At 66.8% G+C, this 25,824-nt stretch carries 26 protein-coding genes and 2 tRNA genes; 20 read left to right on the top strand and 8 right to left on the bottom strand.

The features are described from left to right. Positions 1–11: 11 nt before the first annotated feature. Together nifD and nifH are read right to left on the bottom strand one after the other, a co-directional pair. Positions 12–1,457, bottom strand: a complete 1,446-nt coding sequence (nifD, locus tag BW991_RS08240; protein WP_076601596.1) for a nitrogenase molybdenum-iron protein alpha chain — start codon at positions 1,455–1,457, stop codon at positions 12–14. Positions 1,458–1,482: 25 nt separating this feature from the next. After that, positions 1,483–2,352 carry a nitrogenase iron protein gene (nifH, locus tag BW991_RS08235; RefSeq protein ID WP_076601595.1) on the bottom strand — a complete coding sequence of 290 codons (870 nt, stop codon included), beginning with the start codon at positions 2,350–2,352 and terminating at the stop codon, positions 1,483–1,485. Positions 2,353–2,690: 338 nt separating this feature from the next. On the opposite strand from nifH, the gene BW991_RS08230 reads away from it, so the two are divergent. Genes BW991_RS08230 through draG form a run of 3 tightly spaced genes read left to right on the top strand, consistent with a single transcriptional unit; the run spans position 2,691 to position 4,628 of the window. Then, entirely contained in the window at positions 2,691–2,897 is a 207-nt protein-coding gene (locus tag BW991_RS08230) for an FmdB family zinc ribbon protein (protein WP_076601594.1), read from the top strand. Continuing rightward, positions 2,872–3,729 carry an NAD(+)--dinitrogen-reductase ADP-D-ribosyltransferase gene (locus BW991_RS08225; RefSeq protein ID WP_244551644.1) on the top strand — a complete coding sequence of 286 codons (858 nt, stop codon included), beginning with the start codon at positions 2,872–2,874 and terminating at the stop codon, positions 3,727–3,729. Before BW991_RS08230 ends, BW991_RS08225 begins: the two co-directional genes overlap by 26 nt. Next, positions 3,726–4,628, top strand: a complete 903-nt coding sequence (gene draG / locus BW991_RS08220) for an ADP-ribosyl-[dinitrogen reductase] hydrolase (RefSeq protein WP_076601593.1) — start codon at positions 3,726–3,728, stop codon at positions 4,626–4,628. Before BW991_RS08225 ends, draG begins: the two co-directional genes overlap by 4 nt. Positions 4,629–4,631: 3 nt before the next feature. On the opposite strand, the gene nifT is transcribed toward draG, so the two are convergent. Genes nifT through nifB form a run of 3 tightly spaced genes read right to left on the bottom strand, consistent with a single transcriptional unit; the run spans position 4,632 to position 6,688 of the window. Then, positions 4,632–4,844: a putative nitrogen fixation protein NifT gene (gene nifT / locus BW991_RS08215; RefSeq protein WP_076601592.1), complete on the bottom strand. Its 213-nt coding sequence runs from the start codon at positions 4,842–4,844 to the stop codon at positions 4,632–4,634. Further along, complete coding sequence (locus tag BW991_RS08210; protein WP_076601591.1) at positions 4,841–5,173, bottom strand: nitrogen fixation protein NifZ; 333 nt, start codon at positions 5,171–5,173, stop codon at positions 4,841–4,843. The genes nifT and BW991_RS08210 overlap by 4 nt, the downstream gene beginning before the upstream one ends. 12 nt (positions 5,174–5,185) lie before the next feature. Beyond that, positions 5,186–6,688: a nitrogenase cofactor biosynthesis protein NifB gene (gene nifB / locus BW991_RS08205; protein ID WP_076601590.1), complete on the bottom strand. Its 1,503-nt coding sequence runs from the start codon at positions 6,686–6,688 to the stop codon at positions 5,186–5,188. Between the two features lie 386 nt (positions 6,689–7,074). On the opposite strand from nifB, the gene BW991_RS08200 reads away from it, so the two are divergent. Then, positions 7,075–7,644, top strand: coding sequence for a hypothetical protein (locus BW991_RS08200; protein WP_076601589.1), 570 nt, complete (start codon positions 7,075–7,077; stop codon positions 7,642–7,644). A gap of 326 nt (positions 7,645–7,970) precedes the next feature. Here the strand turns inward: BW991_RS08200 and nifA are convergent, their stop codons facing one another. Further along, positions 7,971–9,611 carry a nif-specific transcriptional activator NifA gene (nifA, locus tag BW991_RS08195; RefSeq protein ID WP_076601588.1) on the bottom strand — a complete coding sequence of 547 codons (1,641 nt, stop codon included), beginning with the start codon at positions 9,609–9,611 and terminating at the stop codon, positions 7,971–7,973. Positions 9,612–9,824: 213 nt separating this feature from the next. On the opposite strand from nifA, the gene ndk reads away from it, so the two are divergent. The 16 genes from ndk to BW991_RS08115 all read left to right on the top strand — a co-directional run bounded on the left by ndk (position 9,825) and on the right by BW991_RS08115 (position 25,304). After that, a complete protein-coding gene (gene ndk, locus BW991_RS08190) occupies positions 9,825–10,250 on the top strand; it encodes a nucleoside-diphosphate kinase (RefSeq protein WP_076601587.1) in 426 nt (141 codons plus the stop codon). An 85-nt stretch (positions 10,251–10,335) separates the two neighbouring features. Beyond that, positions 10,336–11,469 (top strand): dual-specificity RNA methyltransferase RlmN, encoded by a 1,134-nt coding sequence (gene rlmN, locus BW991_RS08185; RefSeq protein WP_076601586.1) that lies wholly within the window; start codon positions 10,336–10,338, stop codon positions 11,467–11,469. Further along, entirely contained in the window at positions 11,466–12,266 is an 801-nt protein-coding gene (pilW, locus tag BW991_RS08180) for a type IV pilus biogenesis/stability protein PilW (protein ID WP_076601585.1), read from the top strand. The genes rlmN and pilW overlap by 4 nt, the downstream gene beginning before the upstream one ends. Continuing rightward, complete coding sequence (locus BW991_RS08175; protein ID WP_076601584.1) at positions 12,263–13,219, top strand: RodZ domain-containing protein; 957 nt, start codon at positions 12,263–12,265, stop codon at positions 13,217–13,219. Before pilW ends, BW991_RS08175 begins: the two co-directional genes overlap by 4 nt. Positions 13,220–13,225: 6 nt before the next feature. Continuing rightward, entirely contained in the window at positions 13,226–14,482 is a 1,257-nt protein-coding gene (gene ispG, locus BW991_RS08170; protein WP_076601583.1) for a flavodoxin-dependent (E)-4-hydroxy-3-methylbut-2-enyl-diphosphate synthase, read from the top strand. Positions 14,483–14,493: 11 nt separating this feature from the next. Next, on the top strand, positions 14,494–15,813 hold the full coding sequence (gene hisS, locus BW991_RS08165; RefSeq protein ID WP_076601582.1) for a histidine--tRNA ligase: 1,320 nt from the start codon (positions 14,494–14,496) through the stop codon (positions 15,811–15,813). Beyond that, a complete protein-coding gene (locus BW991_RS08160; RefSeq protein ID WP_076601581.1) occupies positions 15,800–16,447 on the top strand; it encodes a tetratricopeptide repeat protein in 648 nt (215 codons plus the stop codon). Before hisS ends, BW991_RS08160 begins: the two co-directional genes overlap by 14 nt. Before the next feature lie 3 nt (positions 16,448–16,450). Then, on the top strand, positions 16,451–17,593 hold the full coding sequence (gene bamB, locus BW991_RS08155) for an outer membrane protein assembly factor BamB (protein ID WP_076601580.1): 1,143 nt from the start codon (positions 16,451–16,453) through the stop codon (positions 17,591–17,593). A gap of 14 nt (positions 17,594–17,607) precedes the next feature. Then, entirely contained in the window at positions 17,608–18,936 is a 1,329-nt protein-coding gene (gene der / locus BW991_RS08150) for a ribosome biogenesis GTPase Der (RefSeq protein ID WP_076601579.1), read from the top strand. A gap of 98 nt (positions 18,937–19,034) precedes the next feature. Next, a complete protein-coding gene (hfq, locus tag BW991_RS08145; protein ID WP_026295813.1) occupies positions 19,035–19,280 on the top strand; it encodes an RNA chaperone Hfq in 246 nt (81 codons plus the stop codon). A gap of 35 nt (positions 19,281–19,315) precedes the next feature. Continuing rightward, on the top strand, positions 19,316–20,476 hold the full coding sequence (gene hflX, locus BW991_RS08140) for a ribosome rescue GTPase HflX (RefSeq protein ID WP_076601578.1): 1,161 nt from the start codon (positions 19,316–19,318) through the stop codon (positions 20,474–20,476). A gap of 14 nt (positions 20,477–20,490) precedes the next feature. Beyond that, a complete protein-coding gene (gene hflK / locus BW991_RS08135) occupies positions 20,491–21,753 on the top strand; it encodes an FtsH protease activity modulator HflK (protein WP_076601577.1) in 1,263 nt (420 codons plus the stop codon). Continuing rightward, positions 21,753–22,634 carry a protease modulator HflC gene (gene hflC, locus BW991_RS08130; protein WP_076601576.1) on the top strand — a complete coding sequence of 294 codons (882 nt, stop codon included), beginning with the start codon at positions 21,753–21,755 and terminating at the stop codon, positions 22,632–22,634. Before hflK ends, hflC begins: the two co-directional genes overlap by 1 nt. A 4-nt stretch (positions 22,635–22,638) precedes the next feature. Beyond that, positions 22,639–22,824, top strand: a complete 186-nt coding sequence (locus BW991_RS08125; protein ID WP_076601575.1) for a DUF2065 domain-containing protein — start codon at positions 22,639–22,641, stop codon at positions 22,822–22,824. A 9-nt stretch (positions 22,825–22,833) separates the two neighbouring features. Next, positions 22,834–23,988 (top strand): ATP phosphoribosyltransferase regulatory subunit, encoded by a 1,155-nt coding sequence (locus BW991_RS08120; protein ID WP_076601574.1) that lies wholly within the window; start codon positions 22,834–22,836, stop codon positions 23,986–23,988. Between the two features lie 5 nt (positions 23,989–23,993). Beyond that, positions 23,994–25,304 (top strand): adenylosuccinate synthase, encoded by a 1,311-nt coding sequence (locus tag BW991_RS08115; protein WP_076601573.1) that lies wholly within the window; start codon positions 23,994–23,996, stop codon positions 25,302–25,304. Between the two features lie 193 nt (positions 25,305–25,497). On the opposite strand, the gene BW991_RS08110 is transcribed toward BW991_RS08115, so the two are convergent. Both BW991_RS08110 and BW991_RS08105 read right to left on the bottom strand, forming a co-directional pair. Further along, a tRNA-Leu gene (locus BW991_RS08110) sits at positions 25,498–25,582 on the bottom strand. Positions 25,583–25,729: 147 nt separating this feature from the next. Continuing rightward, positions 25,730–25,814 (bottom strand) — tRNA-Leu (locus BW991_RS08105). Between the last annotated feature and the right edge of the window lie 10 nt (positions 25,815–25,824).

Here is a 25,824-nt window from a genome sequence, read left to right as displayed (position 1 = left end):
GGTCGTGCTCCTTATTTCTTCCAGGGGGCCTTGGTCATGCCCCAAACCGGCGAGTTGATCGCCATGTCCATGTCACGCGCGAAGATGGCGAAGCCGTCGTAGCCGTGATACGGGCCGGAGTAGTCCCACGAGTGCATCTGGCGGAAGGGGATGCCCATCTTCTGGAAGATGTACTTTTCCTTGACGCCGGAGGCCATCAGGTCGGGGCGGATCTTCTCGGCGAACTTTTCCAGTTCGAAGCTGGTGACGTCGTCGTAGATCAGCGTGCCGTCCTTCACGTAGTGGGTCGTGCGCTGGTAGTCGTCGCCGTGGCCGAACTCGTAGCCGGTGCCGCACACTTCCATGCCGAGGTCCTCGTACGCGCCGACGACGTGGCGCGGGCGCAGGCCGCCGACGTAGAGCATCACCTTCTTGCCCGCGAGGCGCGGCTTGTACTTGTCGATGACCGCCTGCGACAGCGCGGTGTACTTGGCGATGACCTGCTCGGCCTTCTCCTTGATCGTGTCGTCGAAGAAGGCGGCGATGCCGCGCAGCGATTCGGCGATCTTGGTCGGCCCGAAGAGGTTGTACTCGAACCAGGGCACGCCGTACTTCTCCTCGACGTGGCGGGCGATGTAGTTCATCGAGCGGTAGCAGTGCAGCAGCAGCAGCTTCGCGCGCGGCATCATCTCGATTTCCTTCAACGTCGCGTCGCCGGTGCCCTGGCCGATCACGCGCAGGCCCATCTCTTCGAGCAGGATGCGCGAGCTCCAGGCGTCGCCGCCGATGTTGTAGTCGGCCATCAGCACGACGTCGTAAGGCGTCGATTCGAACGGCGCGTTGTAGTCCGCCTTGTCGAACACCCAGTCGCGGATCGCGTCGTTGGCGATGTGGTGGCCGAGCGACTGCGACACGCCGCGGAAGCCCTCGCAGCGCACCGGCACCATCGGCAGGTCAATTTCCTTCGACTTCTTCTTCGACACCGCCTCGATGTCGTCGCCGATCAGGCCGATCGGGCACTCGGATTGCACCGAGATGCCCTTCGCCAGCGGGAAGACCTGGGTGATCTCGTCGACCAGCTTGTCGAGCTTCTTGTCGCCGCCGAAGACGATGTCCTTCTCCTGGAAGTCGGACGTGATCTGCATCGCGCCGAAGGCATCCACCCCGGTCGTGCCGTTGTAGTAGTTGCGGCGCGTGGACCAGGAATACTGGCCGCAGCCGACCGGGCCGTGGCTGACGTGCACCATGTCCTTGATCGGGCCCCACACCACGCCCTTCGAACCGGCGTAGGCACAGCCGCGGATCGTCATCACGCCGGGCAGGGACTTGATGTTGGACTTGACGCCGCAGTCGGGCTTGCCTTCCTCATACACGTTGAGGTGCTTGGCGCGCTTCTTCGCGGCCTTCTCGGGGTAGACCTCGAGCACCTCGTTGATCAACGCCTTGTTGCGCGTCTTGTCATCCAGTACCGCACTCATATCGGTTCTCCTGTGCGCGTGGAAATCAGGCGACCTTGGCCTTGCCGACGATCGACTCGTCTTCCTTCTGCATGATGCCGAACTCGAGCAGCAAGTCTTCCAGCTCGTCCATGGTGATCGGCGTCGGGATCGTGCCGTTGCCCTTGTTGGCGTGGATCTTCTGCGCCAGGGTGCGGTACTCGGCGGCCTGCTTGGAGCCGGGGTCGTACTCGAGCACGGTCATGCGGCGCAGTTCGGCGTGTTGCACGACGTTGTCACGCGGCACGAAGTGGATCAGCGAGGTGCCGAGCTTCTTCGCCAGCGCGTCCGCCAGTTCGTATTCCTTGTCGGTCTGACGTTCGTTGCAGATCAGGCCGCCCAGACGCACGCCGCCCGCATTGGCGTACTTCAGGATGCCCTTCGAGATGTTGTTGGCGGCGTACATCGCCATCATTTCGCCGGACATGACGATGTAGATTTCCTGCGCCTTGTTCTCGCGGATCGGCATCGCGAAGCCGCCGCACACCACGTCGCCGAGCACGTCGTAGGAGACGTAATCGACACCGTCGTAGGCCCCGTTTTCCTCGAGGAAGTTGATCGCGGTGATGACGCCACGACCGGCGCAGCCGACGCCGGGCTCCGGGCCGCCGGACTCGACGCAACGGATGTCGCGGTAACCGACGCGCAGCACGTCCTCGAGCTCGAGGTCCTCCACCGAGCCGGCGTCGGCGGCGAGCGACAGCACCGTGTCCTGCGCCTTGGCGTGCAGGATCAGGCGGGTCGAGTCGGCTTTCGGGTCGCAGCCGACGATCAGGATCTTCTGGCCCATCTCGGCCAGCGCGGCGAGGGTGTTCTGCGACGTGGTCGATTTCCCGATGCCACCCTTTCCGTAGAACGCGATTTGACGAAGGGACATTTCATTTCTCCTCAAGAAAAGTGAGTCCTGCTTTCACACCCGGCGAACCGGCACGACTGTCCTATGGCAAGGGCTGTGCCAATGGCGCCAAATAGTCACGAAAGCCAGTCGCAGCAAGGGATTTTGGCGGGGAGGGGAGGGCAGCAGGAGCTGCGCCGGACCTGTCGGCAACGCGACAAGGACGCGGCGAGTGTCGGACATCGGTATGTCGCGTGATGAGGCGAATGTCGCGTTTGTGCATCGGCGCAAGGGGATATGCGCGCCAATTGGCGACCGTTGCAGGCGGCATCCTTCTTGCTGCTCGATGGCCGACCCGACCCAACCATTCCGGAGCCCCCATGCCGATCTTCGACTACCGCTGTCCCGCCTGCGCCAAGACCTTCGAGTTGCTCGTGCGCGCCAGCCAGACGCCACACTGCCCCCGGTGTGGCGGCGCCGCGCTGGAAAAACAGGTGTCGGCGCCCGCCGCGCCGCCGCAGTCCGGCGAACTGGTGAAGCAGGCGCGTGCGCAGGCGAAGCGTGAAGGCCATTTCAGCAACTACTGAGGCCCGCGCCGCCGTCGCATACGGCCACTCGACCAACCTCGTCGGCATCCCGACCGGGCTCGTCGCGAGCGTCGCGTTCAACGCGCATCCGCTGCCGCTGCACATCCACGGCGTGCGCGAAACCAACCGCGCGCTGTTCGCGATGCTCGACGACGCGACGTGCGCCGACGAGGCCGTGCTCGCCTTCCAGATCTACATGCGCACCGTGTTCGAGCTGGACCTGCCGGGCGAGCGCGACGCCGTGGGGCGCAAGCGCTATCGCGCGAGCTACCTGCGCCTGTTGCGCGGCTGGGGCTTCGACGCCAACGGCCGCGAAGGGGCGGTGCTCAAGGGCTGGGCGGAGTCGCGCTTCGGCCTGCATCCGACTTTCCACAAGCGGGTGCTCGGGCGCTACCCGTCCGAGGCGTGGATGCAGTACGTCGAGGAGAAGATGAACGCGCGCTTCCACAACAACTGCATCCACGCACAGCTCGACCTGCTGTACGAGTATGCGCAGCACGTGTTCCGCCGCTGGCTGTACCCCGGCCGGCGCCACCTCACGCTGTACCGTGGCGTCAACGATTTCGCCGAGCACCAGGTCGTCGCGTGGGTGCCGCGCGTCGATGGCAGGCCGCACCGCGCGCGCGAGGCCATCGCGCGGCAGAACAATCTTGTCTCGTTCACGACACGGCGTGACATCGCCGACCAGTTCGGCGACACCATCCTCGAAGTCGAGGTGCCGCTGTGCAAGGTCGTGTACTGCAACGATCTGATGCCGGGGCCCGTGCTGGGCGGGGAGGGCGAAATGCTCGTGCTCGGCGGCGACTATCGTGTCAGGATGGCGACCTTATGACGAAGGCGAATGGCCCGGCCCTCCGCGAACGCGCCCTGGGCGCCTACCTGGGGCTCGCCGTCGGCGATGCGCTGGGCGCCACGGTGGAGTTCCTGACCCCCTCCGAGATCCGCCACCAGTACGGCGAACTGCGCGATATCGTCGGCGGCGGCTGGCTCAGGCTCGCGGCCGGACAGGTCACCGATGACACGCAGATGTCGCTCGCGCTCGGCGCCGCGATCCTGGAGTCGGGCGGGTGGGACCTGCGCAACATCGCCGGGCACTGGCTCGTATGGCTGAAATCGAAGCCGATCGACGTCGGCAACACCTGCCGGCGCGGCCTCGTGCGCTACGGGCGCGACGGCTCGCTCGCATCGCCCTTCTCGGACGGGGATGCCGGCAACGGCGCGCTGATGCGCAACCTCCCCGCGGTGCTTTACGCCTTCCGCGATGGGGCGCTTCTCGAACGCTGCTCGATCGAGCAGGCGCACGTCACGCACAACCACCCGTTGTCCGACGCCGCGACGCTGTGCTTCGCACGCATGCTCGCCGACCTGCTTGCCGGCGGCCACTGGCGCGACAACCTCGCGAAGCTGCGTGCGCACGCCAAGGCCTTGGTCGAGGCGCACCGCCAGTTCCGCTTCGACCCCTATCCGAAGCGCGCGACCGGCTACGTCGTCGACACGGCGCAGACGGTGCTGCACGCCTTCTTCGCCACCGACAGCTTCGAATCCTGCCTGATCCGCACCGTGAATTGCGGCGGCGACGCCGACACCACCGGCGCGATCGCCGGCATGCTGGCGGGGGCGCACTACGGTGTCGACGCCATCCCGGCCCGCTGGATCAAGCGGCTGGACCGCGACGTGCGCGACGCGATCATGCGGCAGGTCGACGGCCTGCTCGCGCTCGGGAGCGCCTGAAGCTCAGCCCTCGCCCAGCCTGCGTGCCTCCACCGTGATCGGCAGGCGCGTGTCGGCCGCCATCGCCGGCATCTCCAGCGTCCAGCCGTTGTCGAGTTCCACCTTGCCGCCCCAGATCGCCGGCTGCTCGGCGCTCACGATGCGCGCCTCGAGATCCTTCTTCGCCACGTAGATCGAATAGTGGCCGGCCGCTTCCTTGCGCACGGTGACTTTCATCGCATCGTTTCCTCTTCGTCGAAATGGAGTGCGTCGTCTTCGTCGCAGGTGCCCGAGGAGGGCGCATCGAGCGAGCGCAGTTCGCGCCCCTTCATGCCCACCACGTAACCCAGGTCGACGAAGTCGATGCCGTAGATGTAGAACTGCTGCAGGAAGGTGCCGATGCTCTTCACGTAGCCGACGTCGCCCTTCTTCACCAGCACGTCGCCGATCTCGCGGCCGTGGAAGGTGCCGTCGTTCCTGACGTTCTTCCGCGAGATGACCTTCTCGCCGTAGTCGAAGGCCGGTTGCCCGTCGAGTTCGACGATCTCCGAATCGCGCGCGAACATGTTCCTTCCCCCTCAGGCGGCCATGGTGGCGGCGCCCGCGACCGACTTCGCGAACCAGTCGATCAGCGAGGCCTCGATGTATTCGTGCGCGTAGTCCTCGACCGCGGCGATGCCGGCCGCGGCGAGGTCCTTGCGCGGACAGTGGCCGATCTTCGCCACGAACACCGCGCCGCAGCCCGCGAGCGCCTCGACGATGCCCGGCAGCGCCTCGTCATCGTCGTAGCCGCCCTGGCAGTACAGCGCCACCTTGCGATGGCCGACGAACTTCGCGCCCGTGGCCGACACCTCGTACACCTGGAACTCCTCGGCGTGGCCGAAGTGCTGGTTGATCCGCCCCGAACCCTTGGTCGCGACCGCCACCAGCCGCGTCTCGGCTGTCGTACCGAGCTGGGACCAGGCCGCATCCGCCGCCTCGTTCTGATCGGCGCGCTCGCGCTCGACGAAGCTGCGATAGGCCGCGCGGCTTTCCGCCATCTGCGCCGCGTCGACCTCGGCTGCGATCGCATCGATGTTCTGCGACGTGAACTCCGCGCCGCGGTCCTCGCCCAGCATCCCCACCGCATCGGCGCGGCACTGGCGGCAGTGGCGCATCATCTGCATCTCGCCCTCGCACGCATCCTGCAGCGCTTTCAGCTCCGCCGGCGTCGGCCCGCGCTGCCCCGTCAGGCCGAAATGCGTTCCGTGCGCCGGGTCCGAGATCAGCGGCATGATGTTGTGCAGGAAGGCCCCGCGCGACTTCACCGCCTCGTTCACCTCGGCGAGGTGGCGGTCGTTGATCCCCGGGATCATCACCGAGTTCACCTTCACCAGGACGTCTGCGGCGACCAGCATCTCCAGCCCCTGCATCTGGCGCTCGTGCAGGATGCGCGCCGCCTCCAGCCCGCGCCGGCGCTTGTGCTCGAAGAAGATCCACGGATAGATCTGTGCGCCGACCTCCGGGTCGATCATGTTGATCGTGATCGTCACGTGGTCCACGCCCAGCGCCTTGATGCGCTCGACGTGCTCCGGCAGGGCCAGGCCGTTCGTCGATAGGCACAGCCGGATGTCGGGCGCCGCCTCCCTGATCAGCTCGAAGGTGCGGAAGGTCTTCTCGGCGTTCGCCAGCGCATCGCCCGGACCGGCCACGCCCACCACCGACAGCTGGGGAATGCGCGCCGCCACCGCGAGCACCTTCTTCGCCGCCAGCTCCGGCGTCAGCTTCTCCGACACCACGCCCGGGCGGCTCTCGTTCGCACAGTCGTACTTGCGGTTGCAGTAGTTGCACTGGATGTTGCAGCCCGGCGCCACCGCCACGTGCATGCGCGCGAAGTGGTGATGCGCCTCCGCGCTGTAGCAGGGATGGTCGTGCACGCGGTCGCGCACATGCTGCGGCAGTCCGGCGGAACTGCCCGACCCGCAACCGCCCGTGGTCGCGGTGCTGCAGCCGCCCGTGCGCGGGGCGGCCGTCCCCGCCACGGCGAGCGGAATGATCTTGCGGGCAGGGGCTTCGGGCACAACGAGGCCTTGCGTTGACATGGGGAACTCCCTTCGCAGTGATCCATCAGGCCGCAACGGCGCGAACGCACGCCGTGCAGCGAATGCGGGGATAACTGCAATGCCTGTGCCAGTGCCGCGCGATCAATGCAATGCATTGAAACAACAGGACTATTTTTGCCGTGTCGCCCCCGCGGCACGATGTCGCATGTGCGACAGCAATGTCGCGTCGATGTCCGGAATGTCGTCCCTGCGCCGTCGTCGCCGCAGCCCGCGCGCCGCATGCGCAAACAGTCCTCAGGGCGCGGAAAGGCCCGGGAAACCAAGGCCTTGTGCGGCGATCCGGGCCCCATTTCGTGCCGTGGCGCACTTCTTGCGGATCAGTGGCCGAACCGCCTTACCCACTGTCACTGCACGAGAGATCCAACATGACCACGCCGACCCTGTTCAGCGCCCTCGATGGCAAACTCCTGTCCCCGACCTTCTCCGGCCCCACCGGCAAGACCGCCCGCTACGGCTTCCGCGGTGAACTCGGCCTCAAATTCCCGCCCTCGATCGCGGGCGAAAAGCGTCCCCCCGAAATCAAGGCCGACCAGGTCATCCTCGCCGTCGAAGGCGAAACCGTGAGCTTCCTCGCCCTGCACGTCGATTCGCTCGCCCATCTCGACGACGTCCGCACCACCTTCGGTGCCGCGCTCGTCCCGACGGGCAAGTACTTCATCTTCGCGGGCAACGTCGACATCTCGAAGAAATACCTGCTAGACATCGACGGCGTGAGCTACTACGTCCTGCCGCTGGACGAGGCGACCGTCTACAACGAGCTCCTCGAACTCCTGTACCTGGAAAAGGGCGACCTCAAGAAGATGTCCTCCGAGGCCAAGATCGACGCGATCGTCGATGCGGCGGCGAAGATCGGCGGCGGCTTCCCGCGTGCCGAGTACGCGCAGGCGCTGGCCGAGATGGGGCCGGTGAAGGTCGCGGACAACCGGCCGGTGTGAGGGGGCGACGTTCCCTCCGGCGTCCCTCGGGCGCGGCAACCGAGGTTCCGGCCGGCGTAGCCCGGGCGCGGGGGGCTCCCCGCCGGGCTGTCCGTGAGCGCCGGATCGGGGCGGCGTGCGGGGGATGAAGGCGACGCATGTCTGAGCCGGCGCAGCCGGCGAGTTTGCGTCGCCGCCCCCGCGCGCTGCCCCGATCCGGGAAGCCGAAGGCCGCGAGCGCCTGCCCGGAGGGGAGTCCCCCGTGCCCGGGCGGGTCGAAGGCACGACTTCGAAAACCCGCTAAGCCGTGGCCGCGATCCCTCCTCAATGGGATCGCCCCGCAGCCATCAAAGCTGCTTCACCTCCACGTTGTACTTGCGCAGCGCATAGCCGATCTGCCGCGGCGTGAGCCCCAGCAGGCGCGCGGCTTTCGCCTGCACCCAGCCGCAGCGTTCCATCGCATCGACCAGACGCTCGCGCTCGCTGGTCGGCGCCCTGGCGGCCGCGACCTCGTCGCCCGGATCCGCAGCCGGCGCGGCGGGTGCCGTCCGCGCGGGCGGCGCACTGCGCACCGGCACCCCGATCACCGGGAAACACGCCCGCGACTGCGCGCTCTCCAGCAGCACCGCCGAGAAGCACTGCCCCTTCTGGCAGCGCATATCCACCTCGCGGATCGTGCTCGAGCGCGTCATCGTCGCCGCGCGCTGGATGCAGTTCTCCAGCTCGCGCACGTTGCCCGGCCAGTTGCACTGCATCAGGATCTCCAGCGCCCCCGGCGTTATCGTCAGCTGGCGGCGGTTCTCGCGGTTGAAGCGATCGAGGAAGAAATCCACCAGCAGCGGGATGTCGTCCTTCCTCTCGCGCAACGACGGCATGAAAATCGTCACCACATTGAGGCGGAAATACAGGTCGGCGCGGAACTCGTTCTTCTGCACCATCTCCTCCAGGTTGCGGTTCGTCGCCGCCACCAGCCGCACATCGGCGCGCAGCGTCTTGTTGCCGCCGACGCGCTCGAACTCCTGCTCCTGCAGCACGCGCAGCAGCTTCGCCTGGAAGGCCGGCGAGATATCGCCGATCTCATCGAGGAAGATCGTGCCGCCCTTCGCCAACTCGAAGCGCCCCTTGCGTTCCGAAGTCGCGCCGGTGAAGGCCCCCTTCTCATGGCCGAAGAGCTCGGACTCCAGCAGCGTTTCGGGCAGCGCCGCACAGTTGAGCTTCACGAACGGGCCCTTCGCGCGTGGCGACAGGTAATGGATCGCATGCGCGATCGCCTCCTTGCCGGTGCCCGACTCGCCGCGCAGCAGCACCGTCGCGCCGGACGGCGCGGCCTGATGCACGTCCGCGAACACCTCCTTCATGCGCTTCGAGCGCCCGACGACGTTCTCGATGTCATAGCTCCCCTGCAACTGCTTCTGCAGGCGGGCGGACTCCTCGATCAGCACCTGCCGGTCCGCCGCCACCGACTGATGCAGGCGGTAGGTCTGCGCCAGCAGGTTCGCGACCAGCGACAGGATGCGCACGTCGCGCTCGAAGTTCACCGGCTGCTCGGCGTCGGGATGGCGGTCGGCCGAGAGAATGCCGATCACCTCGCGGTCGAGCTTCAGCGGCACGACGACGTAGGACACCCCCGCGAGCTGCTGCGGGTCGCGCCCGGTGCGGTTCGTGAAGTTCGTATCCGCGGCGATGTCGGGGATCACGATCGGCGAGCCGCTGCGGATCACTTTGGAGATCACCCCCATGCCGGGGTCGAGGATCGGCGCCTCGCTCATCGGCCACGGCACACCCGCTGCACCAAGAATGTGCAGCTGCTCGTCCGACTGCACCAGGCCGACCAGTGCGTGGCGCATGTGGAGCTGCGTCAGCAGCAGGCGCAGCACGCTCTGCACGCATTGCCTGAAGTCGAGCGATGAAGTAAGAACCTTGCTGATCTCGTAAATTGTCAGCAGATCGATGTCGGATGTGCGTCGATGATTGCCGGAATGCGTCATGGCGGGACCTGTATTTCCATGTCTGTACCATGGTCTTCCGCAAGAAGCGCGCCACGCTTGTTGCAGTGCAAAAATGGTGCATCCGGCAAGGCCTTGCGTCAGGGGCGCGTTTTTGCCGTGCTGGGAGTCCGTCAAGAAAAACTGCTAGAATCGCGAGCTACGCTTTTCGCGCCCAATTTTTCCGCTGACCGATTCAAACCGGAGTTTTTTCAAATGGCTATCGAACGTACCCTGTCCATCATCAAGCCCGACGCCGTCGCCAAGAACGTGATCGGCAAGATCTATCAGCGCTTCGAGGATGCGGGTCTCAAGGTCATCGCGTCGAAGATGGTGCACCTGTCCGAGCGCGAAGCCGGCCAGTTCTACGCCGTGCACAAGGAGCGCCCCTTCTTCAAGGATCTGGTGTCCTTCATGATCTCCGGCCCGGTGATGATTCAGGTCCTGGAAGGCGAGAACGCCATCGCCAAGAACCGTGACCTGATGGGCGCCACCGACCCGAAGAAGGCCGCGCCGGGCACCATCCGCGCCGACTTCGCCGACTCGATCGACGCCAACGCCGTGCACGGTTCGGATGCGCCCGAAACCGCCGCGGTCGAAGTTGCGTTCTTCTTCCCCGGAATGAACGTTTACGCCCGCTAAGCCTCTCAGGGCTACGCCCGCGGATCGGCCCGCGCACTTCGTGCAACGCGGGCCGATTGCATTTTGAGGGCAGAACAGGAAACACATGGAAACACCGGTCAATCTGCTCGATTTCGACGTCGACGGTCTCGTCGCCTGGTTTGCCGAGCGCGGCGAGAAGCCCTTTCGCGCGCGTCAGGTGATGCGCTGGATGCACCGTTTCGGCGAAACCGATTTCGACAACATGACCGACGTCGCGAAGAGCCTGCGCGCGAAGCTCGCCCAGGAGGCGTGCGTCCGCCCGCCGCAGGCCATCCGTGACAGCGTGTCGGAAGACGGCACGCGCAAGTGGCTGCTGGATGTCGGCAACGCCAACGCGGTCGAGGCGGTGTTCATTCCCGAGACCAACCGCGGCACCCTGTGCATTTCGTCGCAGGCCGGCTGCGCGCTCGACTGCGCCTTCTGCTCGACCGGCAAGCAGGGGTTCAACCGCAACCTCACGGCGGCCGAGATCATCGGCCAGCTGTGGCTCGCGAACAAACTGCTGGGCGGCACGTCGACGCCGGCCGGGGCCAAGGATGCCGAGGGCGACGCGGATAACGGCCGCGTTATCAGCAACGTCGTCATGATGGGCATGGGCGAGCCGCTCGCCAATTTCGACAACGTCGTCACCGCGCTGCGCCTGATGCTCGACGATCACGCCTACGGCCTGTCGCGCCGCCGCGTGACCGTGTCGACCTCCGGCATCGTGCCGGCAATGGACCGCCTGCGCGACGAATGTCCGGTCGCGCTTGCCGTGTCGCTGCACGCCCCCGACGACGCGCTGCGCGACCGCCTCGTGCCGATCAACCAGAAATACCCGCTGCGCGAGCTGATGGCCGCGTGCCGGCGTTACCTCGAACGCGCCCCGCGCGACTTCGTGACCTTCGAATACGTCATGCTCGACGGCGTCAACGACTCCGATGCGCATGCGCGCGCGCTCGTCGCCCTCGTGCGCGACGTGCCGTGCAAGTTCAACCTGATTCCCTTCAACCCCTTCCCGAATTCCGGCTTCGACCGCTCCCAGCCCGAACGCATACGTCGCTTTGCAGGTATCCTGATCGATGCGGGCATCGTCACGACGACCCGCAAGACCCGAGGCGACGACGTCAATGCCGCGTGCGGACAGCTCGCGGGGCAGGTCCAGGACCGTACCCGCCGCACCGTTCGCCTTGTCAAACCGTTGGAGGATCGTGCATGACCCGGCTCTTCGTGAAGCTGTCGCTTCCGCTGTTTGCGCTGGCGCTCGCCGGCTGCAACGCCACCGTGAACACCGCCGGCACGCCGCTGGCGGATCGTCCTGTGGCGGATACGCCGGTGTCGGGCAAGGGCGAGGCGACGGCCAAGGTGCACGCCGAGCTGGGCGCAGCCTACCTCCAACTCGGCAACTACGCCGTGGCGCTCGACGAAGCGCGTGTGGCGCTGCAGAGCCAGCCCAACTACGCGCCGGCCTATCACCTGATGGGGCTGGTGTACATGGCCATCGACGATGCCAGCGCGGCGCGCGAGAACTTTCGGCGTGCGCTCGAGATCGCGCCGAACGACCCGGAATTCAACAACAGTTTCGGCTGGTTCCAGTGTCTCAACGGAAACCCGCAGGACGGCCTGGCGCGGCTGGCGTCGTCGGCGCGCAACCCGTACTACCGCACCCCGACGCGCCCTTACACCAACGCCGGCCTGTGCCATCTGCGCCAGGGTAACGACACTGCGGCGGAGGCGGAATTCCGCCGTGCCGTGCAGACCGATCCGGCGAATCGCCAGGCGATCTACCAGCTTGCCGGCATCTCCTACCGGCGCGGCGCGTACAGCGTTGCGAGCTCCCTGCTGGTCGACCTGCATCAGCAGGGCGAACCGACGCCGCAGTCGGTGTGGCTGGGGCTGCGCACCGCGCGCCGCCTGGGCAACCGTGACGCCGAAGCCAGCTACGCGGCGCAACTGCGCGGCCGCTTCGCCGACAGTCCCGAATACCAGACGATGATTCAGGGAAATTACGAGTGACAGAAGTGCATCTGGACCAGCACGAGGCGGCATCGTCCGACCCGGCTGCTGAGATGGGCGCGCAGCTTCGGCAATTGCGCGAAGCCCGCGGCGAAACGGCGAGCGACGTCGCGCATTCCCTCAAGCTGACCAGCCGGCAGATCGAGGCGATGGAAGCGGGGCGGCTCGACCTCCTGCCGGGCGCCGCGTTCGCACGCGGCTTCCTGCGCAACTACGCCCGCTACCTCGGCGTCGATGCGGCGACCGTACTCGCGGCCTTCGAGGCCGAAGTCGCTCCTCGCGTCGTCGAACTCGCGCCGGTGTCGAACGCCGTAGGCGTGATGCCCAGCGGCAGTGGCGGGCGCTCGGTACAGATCCCCGTCGGACTGATCGCCGGTGCGCTTCTGCTCGTCGTGCTGGTGGGGTGGTACTTCGACTGGTTCCGCATGCCTGAGGAGAATGCCGAAGCCGAGGAACACGTCGTCGAGCCGGTAGCGCAGGCCGTCCCCGCCGTGACCAGCGTCGCTGCGGCGCCGCAAGGTCAGGTGTCGGAATCCGCACTCGCCGCGAGTGGCGTCGTGCCTTCGCTTCCGGCCGCTGCTCCGGCAACGCCTGCCGCGCCTGCGCCGGAAACCGCGGCGGCGCCTGCCCCGGCTCCGCCGGCACCCCCGTCCGCTGCGCTTGCGCCGGTCCCCGCTGCCGCCACGGCCGTCCCGCCGGCACCCGCCGCCGAGGGCATCGAACATATCGTGTTCCGTTTCGAAGGCGAGTCCTGGATCGAGGTGCGCGATGCGCGCGGGGCCATCGTCTATTCGGGGGTCAATGGCGCCGGCAGTTCGCGCACCGTGCAGGGCAAGCCGCCCTTCGCGCTGGTCGTCGGCAACGCCAGGCAGGTGTCTCTCGACTATCGCGGCAAGCCGTACGACATGAAGCCTCACGTGCGCGTCAGCGTCGCTAGATTCACCCTGGAGTGAGTTGAATTGGCTACAACCCCCACCCCCGACAATCACGCCGGCCCCCTGCCGCGTCACCGTACGCGCCAGGTCCGCGTCGGGCGCGTCCTGATCGGCTCGGACGCCCCCGTCGTCGTGCAGTCGATGACCAACACCGACACCGCGGACGTGCTCGGTACCGCGATGCAGGTTGCCGAGCTCGCGCGCGCGGGTTCGGAGCTGGTGCGCATCACCGTCAATAACGAAGCCGCCGCGAAGGCCGTGCCGCATATCCGCGACCGCCTGCTCGCGCTGAACATGGACGTCCCGCTCGTCGGCGACTTCCACTACAACGGCCACAAGCTCCTCACCGACTTCCCCGCGTGCGCCGAAGCGCTCGCGAAGCTGCGCATCAACCCGGGCAACGTCGGCGCGGGCGTCAAGCGCGACCCGCAGTTCGCGGCGATCGTCGAACTCGCCTGCAAGTACGACAAACCCGTGCGCATCGGCGTGAACTGGGGCAGTCTCGACCAGTCCGTGCTCGCGCGCGTCATGGACCACAACGCCAAGCTCGCCGCGCCGCGCGACGCCGGCGCGGTGATGCGCGAAGCGCTCGTCGTCTCCGCGCTCGAATCGGCGGCCAAGGCCGAGGAATACGGCCTCGGCGGCGATCGCATCATCCTCTCGGCGAAAGTGTCGAGCGTGCAGGACCTGATCGCGGTGTATCGCGAGATGGCGCGTCGCTGCGACTACCCGCTGCATCTCGGCCTGACCGAGGCCGGCATGGGCTCCAAAGGCATCGTCGCCTCGACGGCCGCGCTCGCGGTGCTGCTGCAGGAAGGCATCGGCGACACCATCCGCATCTCGCTCACGCCCGAGCCCAACGGCAGCCGTACGCAGGAAGTCGTCGTCGCGCAGGAAATCCTGCAGACCATGGGCCTGCGCGCCTTCACGCCGATGGTCACCGCCTGCCCCGGCTGCGGCCGCACGACCAGCACCTTCTTCCAGGAGCTCGCGTCGACCATCCAGACCTACGTGCGCGAGCAGATGCCCGTGTGGCGCGAGCAGTACGACGGCGTCGAGAACATGACCCTCGCCGTCATGGGCTGTGTCGTGAATGGCCCCGGCGAGAGCAAGCACGCCAACATCGGCATCTCGCTGCCCGGTACCGGCGAGACCCCCGCGGCCCCCGTGTTCGTCGATGGCGAAAAAACGGTTACGCTGCGCGGGGACAACATCGCGGCCGAATTCATTGCGATCATCGACAACTACGTCGCGACCAAATACACAAAAAAGGCGGCCTGAGCCGTCCAGTTATGAGCGAAAAGAAAACAGTAATTCAGACACTGCAGGCCGTGCGCGGGATGAACGACATCCTGCCCGACGACGCCGAGGCCTGGGAACACTTCGAAGACATCGTGCGCGACTGGCTGCGTAGCTACGGCTACCGCCCGATCCGCATGCCCATCGTCGAGCCGACGCCGCTGTTCAAGCGCGCGATCGGCGAAGTCACCGACATCGTCGAGAAGGAGATGTACTCCTTCGAGGACGCCCTCAACGGCGAGCTCCTGACGCTGCGCCCGGAAGGCACCGCGTCCTGCGTGCGCGCCGCGATCCAGCACAAGATGCTCGCGACCGGAGCCCAGCGCCTGTACTACCACGGGCCGATGTTCCGCCACGAGCGCCCGCAGAAAGGCCGCTACCGCCAGTTCCACCAGATCGGCGTCGAGGCGCTGGGCTTCGACGGTCCCGACATCGATGCCGAGCACATCCTGATGTGCGCGCGCCTGTGGGACGACCTCGGCCTCGAGGACGTCCGGCTCGAACTCAACTCGCTGGGCTCCAGCGAGGAGCGTGCGCGCCACCGCGCCGAGCTGATCGCCTTCCTGTCCGAGCACGAAGACAGGCTCGACGAGGACAGCAAGCGCCGCCTGCACACCAACCCGCTGCGCATCCTCGATACCAAGAACCTCGATATGCACGAAATCGTCGAGGCGGCGCCCAGGCTGATCGATTTCCTCGGCGAGGAATCGCTCCGGCACTTCGACGGCGTGCAGTCCCTGCTCAAGGACGCCGGCATCCCGTACCGCATCAACCCGCGTCTCGTGCGCGGCCTCGACTATTACAACCGCACCGTGTTCGAATGGGTCACGACGCGGCTCGGCGCCCAGGGCACGGTCTGCGCGGGCGGCCGCTACGACGGCCTGGTCGAGCAGCTCGGCGGCAAGCCAGCCCCGGCGGCTGGTTTCGCGATGGGCGTCGAACGCCTGCTGGCGCTGTGGCGCGACGGCGGCGGCGAGATCGAGCGTGCGCTGCCCGACGTGTATGTCGTGCATCTCGGCGAGCAGGCCCAGCGCCTCGCCTTCCGCGCCGCCGAAGCCCTGCGCGGCTACGGTTTCGCGGTGCTCACCCACTGCGGCGGCGGCAGCTTCAAGTCGCAGATGAAGAAGGCCGACGCCAGCGGCGCGCAGCTCGCCGTCGTCATCGGCGACGACGAGGCCGCAGCGGGCGAGGTCGGTCTGAAGCCCCTGCGTGGCCCCGGCGGCCAGCAGCGCGTCGCCCTCGAAGTCCTCGGCGATGTCGTCGCCGAATGCCTATTTACTGAAGAAGAAGAGGAAAACGATGGCAGTGTATGACCTCGAAGAGCAGGAACAGATTTCCGAACTGAAGGCCTGGTGGGTCCGGTACGGCAATTTCGTGACTGCGATCGCAGTGGCTGCCGCGCTGGCCTCGGTCGGCTGGCAGGGCTTCCAGTACTACAAGAATCGTCAGGCCGGCGAAGCCGGTGCGCTGTACTTCGCGCTCGAGCAGGCGATGATGAAGGGCGACGCACAGAGAACGCGTGAAGCGGCCGGTCAGCTCATCGAAAAATTCCCCTCGACGGCGTATGCGGAATTGGCTGCGCTGGCCTCGGCCGGCGTGCAGATCGAGAAGGGCGATGCGAAGAACGCGCGCGCCCAGCTCGAATGGCTGCTCGCCAAGGGCAGCGATCCCGCGCTGAAGGACATCGCCCGCCTGCGCCTTGCGGCCGTGCTGCTCGACGAGGGCGCCTTCGACCAGGCGCTCGCGCAGCTCGCGAATGCGCCCGCTCCGGCCCTGAAGGCACGTTTCGAAGACCTGCGCGGCGACGTGCTGGCAGCGAGCGGCAAGCCCGCCGAGGCCCGCAGCGCCTATCAGGCCGCGCTCGATGCGCTGGCCGTGGAGGGTGCCGACGGCAGCGATACCCTGCGCGAAGTCATTCGCGTCAAGCAGCAGGCCCTGGAGGGCTGAGCGATGAAGCGACCGATCACCGCGCTCGCCTTTGCGGCCTCGCTGGCGTTCCTCGCCGGCTGCTCCTCGCTCAACCCCTTTGCCGAATCGGGGCCGAAGCCGGCCAAACTGCCCGACTTCAAGGCCTCCGCCGAGTTGCGTCCGCTATGGCAGGCGCGCATCGGCAAATCCGGCCCCTACGTGTTCCAGCCTGCGGTCGTCGGCGAAGACGTCTATGCCGCCGCCCATGACGGCGCCGTCGCGCGCTTCAAGGACGGCAAGGCGGTGTGGACGGTCAACGCCGCCAAGCGTCTGTCCGCAGGCGTAGGCAGCAACGGCAAGCTCGCCGTCGTCGCCACCACGGCCGGCGAGGTCGTCGCGCTCGACGCGGCGAACGGTGCCGAGCGCTGGCGTGCCGCGATTGGCGCCGAAGTGCTCGCCGCCCCGGCAGTGGGCGACGCCATCGTCGTCGTGCGCGCCTCGGACAGCCGCCTGATCGGTCTCGACGCCAACACCGGCGCACGCCGCTGGGTATTCCAGCGCGCGACGCCGCCGCTGTCGCTGCGCAGCTTTGCCGGCGTCACGCTGGAAGGTCCGGCGGCAGTGGCCGGCTACCCGGGCGGCAAGCTCGTCGCGGTAAGCCTCGCCAACGGTGGCCAGCTCTGGGAGCTGACCGTCGCGACGCCCAAGGGCGCGACCGAACTCGAGCGCGTCGCCGACGTCGCCGGCACGCCGGTGATCGGCCGCAAGGAGCTGTGCGCCGTCGCCTACCAGGGGCGTGCCGCATGTTTCGACGCCACCAACGGCAACGCACTGTGGTCGCGCGACTTCTCCAGCAGCGTCGGCATGGATCGCGACAGCCGCTTCGTCGTGATCACCGACGACAACGATGCGGTCCATGCGCTCGACGGCTCCAGCGGCGCGAACGTGTGGAAGCAGGAAGCGCTGCCGCGCCGCGCCCTGTCGCGCCCGCTGATCGTCGGCGACTTCGTCGCGGTCGGCGACTTCGAAGGCTATGTCCACCTGCTCAAGCGCGACGACGGCACCTTCGCCGCGCGCACGCGCGCCGACAGCAGCTCCGTTTCCGCCGACCTACGCCGTTTCGGCCGCGACGGCTTCGTCGTCCAGACGCGCGATGGCGGCATCCATGTGTATGAGGCCCGCTGAGCGGGAATGAACGCTTGAAACCCACCATCGTCCTCGTCGGTCGTCCCAACGTCGGTAAATCGACGCTGTTCAACCGGCTCACGCGCACGCGCGACGCCCTCGTCGCCGACCAGCCCGGCCTCACGCGCGACCGTCACTACGGCATCGGCCGTGTCGGCGACCGCGACTATCTGGTCGTCGACACCGCCGGCTTCGACCCGGTCGCCAAGACCGGCATCATGCACGAGATGGCCCGCCAGGCCGAACAGGCGATCGCCGAGGCCGACGTGCTGCTGTTCCTCGTCGACGGCCGTGCCGGTCTGACTCCGCACGACGAGCAGATCGCCACGCGCCTGCGGCGTGCCGGGCGCCCCGTGCATCTGGTCGTGAACAAGGCCGAGGGCATGGAGCGCAGCATCGTCGCCGCCGACTTCCACGCGCTCGGACTCGGTGCGCCGTTGCCCGTCTCGGCGGCCCATGGCGACGGCATCAAGCAGCTCATCGATCTCGTGCTCGCCGACTTCCCGCTCGACGACGAGCCGGAGGAGGCCGAGGACCGTGGCCCGCGCATCGCGATCGTCGGCCGCCCGAACGTCGGCAAGTCGACGCTCGTGAACAGCCTGCTCGGCGAGGAGCGCGTCATCGCGTTCGACATGCCCGGCACCACGCGCGACGCCATCGCGATCCCGTTCGAGCGCGACGGCCGCAACTACACCCTGATCGACACCGCCGGCCTGCGCCGTCGCGGCAAGATCTTCGAGGCCGTCGAGAAGTTTTCCGTCATCAAGACGCTGCAGGCGATCGAGCAGTGCAACGTCGTCGTGCTGGTGCTCGACGCGTCGCAGGACATCTCCGACCAGGACGCCCACATCGCCGGTTTCATCCTCGATTCGGGCCGTGCCCTGGTCGTCGCGGTGAACAAGTGGGACAGCGTCGACGACTACCGCCGCGAACTGATCAAGCGCGACCTCGCGCACAAGCTGGGCTTCCTGTCCTTCGCGCGCTTCCACTACATCTCCGCGCTCAAGGGCGCGGGTGTGGCTGCGGTCATGAAGTCGGTCGATTCCGCCTATGCGGCCGCGATGGTGAACCTGTCGACCCCGCGTCTGACCCGGACCCTGCAGGCCGCGCTGGCGAAGCAGGCGCCCCCGCGCCACGGCATCTTCCGCCCGAAGATGCGCTATGCCCACCAGGGCGGCAACAACCCGCCGATCGTCGTCATCCACGGCGCGGCGCTCGACCATGTGCCCGTGTCTTACATGCGCTTTCTGGAACGCACGTTCATGGAGGCGTTCAAACTGCAGGGCACACCGTTGCGGATACAATTCCGCACTTCGCACAATCCGTATATCGGAAAAGATTAGATTCCAACTCCACACCGGGATCGATTGTCTGTACAAATGTGGCAGTGCAACATGAAATCCTATACATTCACAAAAAAACGCAGCCTCGAGGTTTGAAAATGAGCAACAAAGGGCAACTTCTACAAGACCCGTTCCTGAACACCCTGCGCAGGGAGCATGTCCCCGTTGCGATCTACCTGGTCAATGGCATCAAGCTGCAGGGCCAGATCGAATCCTTCGACCAGTACGTCGTGCTGCTGAAGAACACCGTCACGCAGATGGTGTACAAGCATGCGATCTCGACCGTCGTGCCCGCACGTCCGGTCAACATCCAGCAGCAGGACTCGGGTGACGGCAATAGCTGATTCCCGCCGGCGCCCCATGGACGCCAAGCTCCTCCATGTTTGAGCGCCCCGATGCCGGTGAGCGCGCGGTACTCGTCCAGCTCGACCTGAACCAGGGCGCGCTGGACGAGCGCCTTTCCGAACTCAAGCTGCTCGCACTCAGTGCCGGTGCGAGCGTCGAGGCCGTCGTCGGCGGCCGGCGGGCACGGCCCGATCCCGCGCTCTTCGCCGGGCGCGGCAAGGTCGACGAGATCGCCGAGACGCTGCGCGCCCACGATGCCGATTTCGTCATCTTCAACCATGCGCTATCGCCCGGGCAGCAGCGCAACCTCGAGCGCGCGCTGCAGTGCCGCGTCGTCGACCGCACGGCCCTGATTCTCGACATCTTCGCGCAGCGCGCGCGCAGCCACGAGGGCAAGCTGCAGGTCGAACTCGCTCAGCTCGACCATCTCTCGACCCGCCTCGTGCGCGGCTGGACCCACCTCGAGCGCCAGAAGGGCGGCATCGGCCTGCGCGGCCCGGGCGAGACCCAGCTCGAGACCGACCGCCGCCTGCTCGGCAAGCGCGTCAAGGTGCTCAAGGAACGCCTCGCCCAGATCGAGAAGCAGCGCCGCGTGCGCCGTCGCGGGCGCGAAGGGCGCAACGTGCTGTCGGTGTCGCTCGTCGGTTACACCAACGCCGGCAAGTCGACGCTGTTCAACTCGCTGACGAAGGCCGGGGCTTATGCCGCCGACCAGCTCTTCGCGACGCTGGATACGACCTCGCGCCGGCTGTTCGTGGGCGAGGGCAGCAATGTCGTCCTGTCGGACACCGTGGGCTTCATCCGTGACCTGCCGCACGCGCTCGTCGCGGCCTTCCATGCGACGCTGGAAGAAACGGCGAACGCGGACCTGCTGCTGCACGTCGTAGACTCCGCGAGCGAGGACCGCGAGGCCCAGATCGAGGCGGTCAATGCCGTCCTGACCGAGATCGGCGCGGGCGCCGTGCCGCAGATCATGGTCATGAACAAGATCGACCTGACCCGCGCCGAGCCCGGGGTCCAGCGGGACGAGTATGGTAAGATCGTGCGCGTTTTTCTGAGCGCCAGGACTGGCGAAGGGCTCGGGCTGCTGCGCGAGGCCCTCGCGGAGGCTGCGCACGACGCAGCGACGGACGCGCCGGGTGATCCCGTCGGGATCGCGCCGGATTTCACCGATAAAGACCCAATTCAAACGTGATTACAGGCGTTCTAATGTCTCTCAACGATCCACGCTGGGGTAACAACCAGGGGAATGGCGATGACAAGCGCGGTGACGACAGGCGGGGGGGCAATCAAGGCCCGCCCGACCTCGAGGACCTGTGGCGCGACTTCAACCAGCGACTGTCGGGCATACTCGGCGGCAAGCGCGGACCGCGTGGCGGCGGCGGTGGCGACGGCGGCGGTCCGCAGTTCCCGCAGCTCTCGTTCAAGCAGTTCGGCGGCGGCATCGGCGCGCTGCTGGCCCTCATTGCAGTGATCTGGCTGGCGAGCGGCTTCTATATCGTCGATGCGAACCAGCGCGGCGTCGTCCTGCGCTTCGGCAAGTATGTCGAGACGACCGAGCCGGGCCTGCGCTGGCGCCTGCCGTATCCGATCGAGAGCAGCGACGTCGTCGACCTGACCGGCGTCCGCACCATTGAGGTCGGCTATCGCGGTTCGGAGCGCAACAAGATGCTGCGCGAAGCGCTGATGCTCACCGATGACGAGAACATCATCAACATCCAGTTCGCGGTGCAGTACGTGCTGACGAGCCCGGAGAAGTACCTGTTCAGCAACCGCTATGCGGACGAGTCGGTGATGCACGCGGCCGAATCCGCGATGCGCGAGATCGTCGGCATGAGCAAGATGGACTTCGTGCTCTACGAAGGGCGCGAGCAGATGGCGTCGAGCGCGCACGAAGCGATCCAGAAGATCCTCGACCGCTACGACACGGGTATCCAGATCAGCCGCGTGACGATGCAGAACGCCCAGCCGCCCGAGCAGGTGCAGGCCGCGTTCGACGATGCGGTGAAGGCCGGCCAGGACCGCGAACGGCTGCGCAACGAGGGCGAAGCGTACGCCAACGATGTCATCCCGCGTGCGCGCGGCACGGCCTCGCGACTCATCGAGGAGGCCAACGCCTACCAGGCCCGCGTGATCGCGAACGCTGAAGGTGACGCGAGCCGCTTCACCCAGATCCTGTCCGAGTACCGGCGCGCTCCCGAAGTGACGCGCGAGCGCCTTTATCTCGAAACGATGCAGCAGGTCATGTCGAAAACCAGCAAGGTCATGGTCGATGCCAAGGGCAATGGCAACCTCCTGTTCATGCCCCTCGACAAGCTGATGCAGGCTGCAGGCACACAGGCTTCGCATGACGCGACTCCCGCGCCGGCGCCCGGCGCCGCCGCTCCCGCGCCCGCGCCGCGGGCCGATGGCTCGATGGATTCACGCAGCCGCGACCTGATGGTGCGCGACCGCGAACGGGGAGAGCGCTGATGCGTGACAAGATGCCGATTTTCGCCGGCGCGCTGCTGCTGATTGCCGCACTCGCCTCGATGACGCTGTTCACCGTGGACCAGCGGCAGTTCGCCGTGGTGTTCCAGCTCGGCGAGGTCAAGGAGGTCATCGACAAGCCGGGCCTGAACTTCAAGTGGCCCATGATCCAGAACGTGCGCTACTTCGACCGCCGCATCCTGACGATGGATACGCCGGAGCCCGAGCGCTTCATCACCGCCGAGAAAAAGAACGTGCTGGTCGACCACTTCGTGAAGTGGCGCATCGTCGATCCCCAGCTCTACTACGTTTCCGTCGCCGGTGACGAGGCGCGCGCGCGCATCCGCCTGCTGCAGACCGTGAACGCCGGCCTGCGCGAGGAATTCGGCCGCCGCACCGTGCATGACGTGGTGTCCGGCGCGCGCGACAAGATCATGGAAGACATGCGCACCCGCGCCGACCTCGACGCGCGCAAGATTGGCGTGCAGATCCTCGACGTGCGCCTGAAGCGTGTGGACCTGCCGCTCGAAGTGTCCGAGTCCGTGTATCGCCGCATGGAGGCCGAGCGCAAGCGCGTCGCCAACGAACTGCGCTCGGAGGGCGGAGCGATCGCCGAGAAGATCCGTGCCGACGCCGATCGCCAGCGCGAGGTCATCATCGCCGAAGCCTACCGCGAGGCGCAGCAGATCAAGGGCGGCGGCGACGCCAAGGCCACCGCGACCTACGCCCAGGCCTATGGCCAGAGCCCCGAGTTCTATTCCTTCTACCGCAGCCTGGAGGCGTATCGCGAAAGCTTCGCGAACAAGAACGACGTGATGGTCGTCGATCCGAGCTCCGAGTTCTTCAGGTTCATGAAGGATTCCGGCGGGGGCAAGAAGAACTGAGCTCATGAGCAACAAGCTGCTGATGGCCTTCGCACTGATGCTGGTGATCGAAGGCATCCTGCCCTTTGTCGCGCCAGCCGCCTGGCGCGAAACTTTTTTACGGCTCGCGCACATGGCCGACGGCCAGATCCGTTTCATCGGACTGACCTCGATGCTGATCGGCGTGGTGTTGCTGGTCGTGTTTTTTTGATTGAATATCATGCGCTGGGTACTTCCCGATCACATCCAGGACGCGCTGCCGTCCGAGGCCGAAAAGCTCGAGCGCCTGCGCCGGCGCCTGCTCGACGCCTTCCGCAGCCACGGCTACCAGCTGGTGGTGCCGCCACTGCTCGAATATCTCGAGTCGCTGACGACCGGCGCCGGCCAGGATCTCAGGCTGCGCACCTTCAAGCTGGTCGACCAGCTGTCGGGCAAGACGATGGGCGTGCGTGCCGACATGACGCCGCAGGTCGCCCGTATTGACGCCCACCTGCTCAACCGCACCGGGGTTTCGCGCCTGTGCTACTGCGGCAGCGTGCTGCATGCGCTGCCCTCGACGCTCACCGCGACGCGCGAGCCGCTGCAACTCGGCGCCGAGCTCTACGGACATGCCGGCATCGACGCCGATATCGAGATCGTGCGCCTGCTCTCCGAAGTGATGCGACTCGCGGAAGTGCCGGCGAGCCGCATCGACCTGGGCCACGTCGGGCTGTTCCGCGTGCTCGCGGCACGGGCCGGGATGATGCCCGAGCGCGAGGAAGAGCTCTTCGATCTGCTGCAGGCGAAGGATGTGCCGGGTCTGCGCGAGCTGTTGGCGGACGTCGCCGAGCCGACGCGTTCGGCGCTGCTGGCGTTGCCGACCCTGTATGGCGGCGTCGAGGTGCTGGACGAGGCACGCCGCTGCCTGCCCGACGAGCCCGAGATCCGCGCCGCGCTCGACGACCTGGCCACGCTCGCGGCTGCGCTCGCCGACTTGCCGATCAGTTTCGACCTTGCCGATCTGCGCGGCTACCACTATCACAACGGAGTGGTGTTCGCGGCCTACGGCAGCGGCTCGCCTGCGGCGCTCGCGCTCGGCGGGCGCTACGACCGCATCGGTCAGGCATTCGGCCGCGCCAGGCCGGCGACGGGCTTCAGTCTCGACCTGCGCGAGCTGGCCCTGCATCTGCCGGACGCGACGGAGCCGGGCGCCATCCTTGCACCGACCGTCGCGGACGAGGCGCTGCAGGCAATGGTGGCGCAACTGCGCGCGCAGGGCGAGGTCGTGATGACGGCCCTGCCGGGACATGATGGAAGCTGGAAGGAGGCCGGTTGCGACCGGCAACTGATCGAGCGTGACGGCCGCTGGACGGTCGAGGCGCTTCAGGGAGAATGAAGTAAATGTCTAAGAACGTAGTGGTTGTCGGCACCCAGTGGGGCGACGAAGGCAAGGGCAAGATCGTTGACTGGCTCACCGATCATGCCAAGGGCGTGGTGCGCTTCCAGGGCGGCCACAATGCCGGCCATACGCTGGTGATCGGCGCCAACGAATACAAGCTGAATCTCGTGCCCTCGGGCATCGTGCGCGAAGGCGTGGCCTGCTACATCGGCAACGGCGTGGTGCTCGACGCGCATCATCTGTTGTCCGAGATCCGCGTGCTCGAAGCCGGCGGCATCAAGGTGCGCGAGCGCCTGCGCATCAGCCCGGGCTGCCCGCTGATCCTCGGCTATCACGCCGCCCTCGATCGTGCGCGCGAGGCCGCGAAGAGCGACTCCGACAAGATCGGCACGACCGGCAAGGGCATCGGTCCGACCTACGAGGACAAGGTCGCGCGCCGCGCGCTGCGCGTGTATGACCTGTTCGACCGCGAGCGCTTCGCCGAGAAGCTGCGCGCGAATCTCGAGTACCACAACTTCGTGTTGACGCAGCACCTAGGTGCCGATGCGGTCGACTTCCAGACCGTGTTCGACGAGGCGATGGCCGACGCCGAGGAAATCCGTCCGATGGTCGCCGACGTGTCGGCCGAGCTGTACGCGGTGAACAAGGCCGGTGGCAACCTGCTGTTCGAAGGTGCGCAGGGCACGTTGCTCGACATCGACCACGGCACCTACCCGTTCGTGACCTCGAGCAACTGCGTCGCGGGCCAGGCTGCGGCCGGATCGGGCGTCGGCCCCGGCCGCCTGCACTACGTGCTGGGCATCACCAAGGCGTACTGCACCCGCGTCGGCGGCGGTCCCTTCCCGACCGAGCTCGACATCGAGACGGCCGGCGTGCCGGGGCACCAGATGTCGACCAAGGGGCGCGAGTTCGGCACCGTGACGGGGCGCAAGCGCCGCTGCGGCTGGCTCGATCTCGCCGCGCTCAAGCGCTCGATCATCATCAACGGCGTGACCGGCCTGTGCATCACCAAGCTCGACGTGCTCGACGGCCTGCCCGAGCTGAAGCTGTGCACGGGCTACATGCTCGACGGCCAGCGTATCGACCTCCTGCCCATGGGCTCCGAGGAAGTGACGCGCTGCGAGCCGATCTTCGAGACGATGTCGGGCTGGAGCGGCACGACCTTCGGTGCGCAGAGCTGGGATGCGCTGCCGCAGGAGGCGCGCGCCTATCTGCACCGCATCGAGGAAATCATCGAGATCCCGATCGACGTGATTTCGACCGGTCCGGAGCGCGACGAGACCATCCTGCGTCGCCATCCGTTCGGGGCCTGAGCGGGCTTGACCGGTACGGAAGCGCTGAACGACCTGGGGCCGGCACCGACCGGCGCCGCGCACCCGCCGGTTCCGGCGGGTGCGGTGTCGGGCAGCGTTGGCGGGGCAGGGGGCAGCGCTTGCGGCTGCGGCCGGTCAGAACGGGAAGCACAAAAAGCAAAAGCCGGTCTTTCGACCGGCTTTTGCTTGGATCTGGTGCCCAGAAGAGGACTCGAACCTCCACGCCTTGCAGCGCTAGTACCTGAAACTAGTGCGTCTACCAATTCCGCCATCTGGGCAAGAGCGTGCATTATAGCGACAACTTTGCGAGAGGCCAAGCGCAATAGCGACGCCTCACAGCCTTCCGGGCAAGCCCGCAGCGAGGACGCGAAGTCCGCCGCACGCGCAACAAAAAAGCCGACACTAGGTCGGCTTTCCTGTAGAACTGGTGCCCAGAAGAGGACTCGAACCTCCACGCCTTGCAGCGCTAGTACCTGAAACTAGTGCGTCTACCAATTCCGCCATCTGGGCAAGAGCCGCG

The organism is Aromatoleum tolulyticum, from assembly GCF_900156155.1.
GTDB lineage: Bacteria > Pseudomonadota > Gammaproteobacteria > Burkholderiales > Rhodocyclaceae > Aromatoleum > Aromatoleum tolulyticum.
The sequence above is the reverse complement of the archived record's forward strand: the minus strand, read 5'-3'. Positions and strand labels throughout refer to the sequence as shown.

Coding starts and splice junctions, on each gene's coding strand:
- BW991_RS08200 (WP_076601589.1), top strand. CDS start 7,075: ATGACCACGCCGACCCTGTTCAGCGCCCTCGATGGCAAACTCCTGTCC.
- nifD (WP_076601596.1), bottom strand. CDS start 1,457: ATGAGTGCGGTACTGGATGACAAGACGCGCAACAAGGCGTTGATCAAC.
- rlmN (WP_076601586.1), top strand. CDS start 10,336: ATGGAAACACCGGTCAATCTGCTCGATTTCGACGTCGACGGTCTCGTC.
- bamB (WP_076601580.1), top strand. CDS start 16,451: ATGAAGCGACCGATCACCGCGCTCGCCTTTGCGGCCTCGCTGGCGTTC.
- nifB (WP_076601590.1), bottom strand. CDS start 6,688: ATGTCAACGCAAGGCCTCGTTGTGCCCGAAGCCCCTGCCCGCAAGATC.
- ndk (WP_076601587.1), top strand. CDS start 9,825: ATGGCTATCGAACGTACCCTGTCCATCATCAAGCCCGACGCCGTCGCC.
- BW991_RS08125 (WP_076601575.1), top strand. CDS start 22,639: ATGAGCAACAAGCTGCTGATGGCCTTCGCACTGATGCTGGTGATCGAA.
- BW991_RS08115 (WP_076601573.1), top strand. CDS start 23,994: ATGTCTAAGAACGTAGTGGTTGTCGGCACCCAGTGGGGCGACGAAGGC.
- nifA (WP_076601588.1), bottom strand. CDS start 9,611: ATGACGCATTCCGGCAATCATCGACGCACATCCGACATCGATCTGCTG.
- BW991_RS08210 (WP_076601591.1), bottom strand. CDS start 5,173: ATGTTCGCGCGCGATTCGGAGATCGTCGAACTCGACGGGCAACCGGCC.
- BW991_RS08230 (WP_076601594.1), top strand. CDS start 2,691: ATGCCGATCTTCGACTACCGCTGTCCCGCCTGCGCCAAGACCTTCGAG.
- hfq (WP_026295813.1), top strand. CDS start 19,035: ATGAGCAACAAAGGGCAACTTCTACAAGACCCGTTCCTGAACACCCTG.
- hflC (WP_076601576.1), top strand. CDS start 21,753: ATGCGTGACAAGATGCCGATTTTCGCCGGCGCGCTGCTGCTGATTGCC.
- hflK (WP_076601577.1), top strand. CDS start 20,491: ATGTCTCTCAACGATCCACGCTGGGGTAACAACCAGGGGAATGGCGAT.
- nifT (WP_076601592.1), bottom strand. CDS start 4,844: ATGAAAGTCACCGTGCGCAAGGAAGCGGCCGGCCACTATTCGATCTAC.
- hflX (WP_076601578.1), top strand. CDS start 19,316: ATGTTTGAGCGCCCCGATGCCGGTGAGCGCGCGGTACTCGTCCAGCTC.
- hisS (WP_076601582.1), top strand. CDS start 14,494: ATGAGCGAAAAGAAAACAGTAATTCAGACACTGCAGGCCGTGCGCGGG.
- BW991_RS08160 (WP_076601581.1), top strand. CDS start 15,800: ATGGCAGTGTATGACCTCGAAGAGCAGGAACAGATTTCCGAACTGAAG.
- pilW (WP_076601585.1), top strand. CDS start 11,466: ATGACCCGGCTCTTCGTGAAGCTGTCGCTTCCGCTGTTTGCGCTGGCG.
- nifH (WP_076601595.1), bottom strand. CDS start 2,352: ATGTCCCTTCGTCAAATCGCGTTCTACGGAAAGGGTGGCATCGGGAAA.
- draG (WP_076601593.1), top strand. CDS start 3,726: ATGACGAAGGCGAATGGCCCGGCCCTCCGCGAACGCGCCCTGGGCGCC.
- BW991_RS08120 (WP_076601574.1), top strand. CDS start 22,834: ATGCGCTGGGTACTTCCCGATCACATCCAGGACGCGCTGCCGTCCGAG.